This window comes from Herminiimonas sp. (assembly GCF_030645555.1).
Classification (GTDB): domain Bacteria; phylum Pseudomonadota; class Gammaproteobacteria; order Burkholderiales; family Burkholderiaceae_D; genus Oxalicibacterium.
Map to the genome: position 1 here is coordinate 1 of NZ_JAUSME010000173.1, position 1,753 is coordinate 1,753.

Sequence of the window (1,753 nt, forward strand, 5' to 3'; positions counted from 1 at the left end):
ATTCTTGACTGTTTCATGCAGGATCGCGTCGGCATCGACATGTTTTTCCAAGCCCATGCAGGCGGCGGCGATCAAATTACGCACTTGATTCATGTCCAGCGGACGACGCTGGCCATCTTCGATGACATGCAACTGGCTGGATTCAAGGACTGGTTTGGCTGCTTGCTGCTGCGCACGCTCTTCCATCCGCTTGGCGCGATACAGCACATAGGCGCGCGCAACATCGTGCTCGCCCGAACGCATCAGGGACAATTCAACCTGATCCTGGATATCTTCAATATGGAAAGTACCGCCGGCTGGCTGGCGACGCACCAGGGCGTTCACCACATTTGCGGTTAACTGCTCAACCAGTTCGCGTACGCGTGCGGATGCCGCGCCCTGCCCGCCGTTAACTGCCAAAAATGCCTTGGTCACAGCGATGGAGATTTTTGATGGCTCAAAACCAACCACGGCACCATTGCGACGCAGGATGCGGTAGTCGCCCAAAGCGGCTGGATTGGTGCCGAGAGTCGACGGTGCAACCGCGAGGGGCGCGATGCTGCCAATTTCCATCGACGATTTGGCCGAAATTTCTTGCGTAGAGTGCATTACGACTCCTTCAATAACGATTGCAGGCAAATTTGCCCTGCTTGTTTTAAGAGTGAAACCTGGTGCTACGGGTTTCGCGAAAATATTTTTTATAGACGGCAGCTGCAGTAACGCAACCTGCGCATACCTGCATTAAACGCTTATACCGGGACTGTTTTTTTAATTGTATTCAAGGACATTTGCTCAGGGCTCCTACTAATATGTATACGGACAAATTATGTTGAAGCACACAACTGAACAAACTTGAGGGAAGATCGGCAAACCCACTACATCTAGTGCTGAAGTTAAGATCCGCACTAATTCTAGTGCGTGAAACTCAGGGATGCAATCACTTTCTTGATAGTTTCCGATATATTTTTTTATATGAATATATGGGATTGCCATGATGCATTTTTTAAACTAGGCAGAAGGCTGGATCACTGCCAGCCAAGCTCGCCGGCACCAATTTCTGCCGCTCTTTTTGGTACTGCAACTGGTACTCGGCCCAGTCAAAGAATGGTCCGGGGTCGGTTTTGCGGCCAGGCGCAATGTGTTCATGGCCGGTTACATGGCTTAAGGGATAGGCCGCCGTCAATGCAACGGTGAGTGCTGCCAGGGCCAGGTATTGCGCCTGCTCAAATGGCTCGCAGTCGGTGCCTTCCAGCTCTATTCCTATCGAAAAATCATTGCAGCGCTCTTGCCCGCAAAAAATAGATGCGCCCGCATGCCAGGCCCTGTCGTTGGCCGACACGAATTGCATGACCGTTCCATCGCGTCGTATCAAAAAGTGAGCGGACACGTGCAGCGGCCTCAGCTGATCAAAATAAGGATCGGCATCATAATCCAGCCGGTTCAAGAACAGGTCGGCAATAAACGGACCGCCAAACTGCCCTGGCGGCAAGCTGATGTTATGCATCACCAGCAAAGCAATTTCCGTTCCTTCTACCCGCTGCTCGAAATTGGGTGATGGCAAGCGCAACACACCAGCTGCCCAGCCGCTGGCATCGATCTGAAAGGGCAAGGGCGCGCTGGTCGGTGTCTTATTCTGGTGCATTGACATCCAGCCGCTGCATCCGGTAGCGCAATTGGCGGAAACTAATGCCGAGCAATTCCGCTGCCTGGGTCCGGTTGAACTTGGTCTTGGCCAGGGCGCGCCGTATGATCTCGCGCTCGACATCATCCAGAT

The 1,753-nt window shown here is 52.7% G+C and carries 3 protein-coding genes; all 3 read right to left on the reverse strand.

Going from position 1 to position 1,753, the window contains the following annotated elements; translation table 11 throughout:
* Positions 1–552: ATP cone domain-containing protein (locus Q7T06_RS06845; protein ID WP_370652348.1), on the reverse strand; the 552-nt coding region annotated here is incomplete at its 3' end.
* Between the two features lie 430 nt (positions 553–982).
* Complete coding sequence (ampD, locus tag Q7T06_RS06850) at positions 983–1,621, reverse strand: 1,6-anhydro-N-acetylmuramyl-L-alanine amidase AmpD (protein WP_304782401.1); 639 nt, start codon at positions 1,619–1,621, stop codon at positions 983–985.
* A partial coding sequence (locus tag Q7T06_RS06855) for a helix-turn-helix domain-containing protein (protein ID WP_304782405.1) occupies positions 1,608–1,753 on the reverse strand: 146 nt, incomplete at its 5' end. The genes ampD and Q7T06_RS06855, both read right to left, overlap by 14 nt.

Coding starts and splice junctions, on each gene's coding strand:
- ampD (WP_304782401.1), bottom strand. CDS start 1,621: ATGCACCAGAATAAGACACCGACCAGCGCGCCCTTGCCCTTTCAGATC.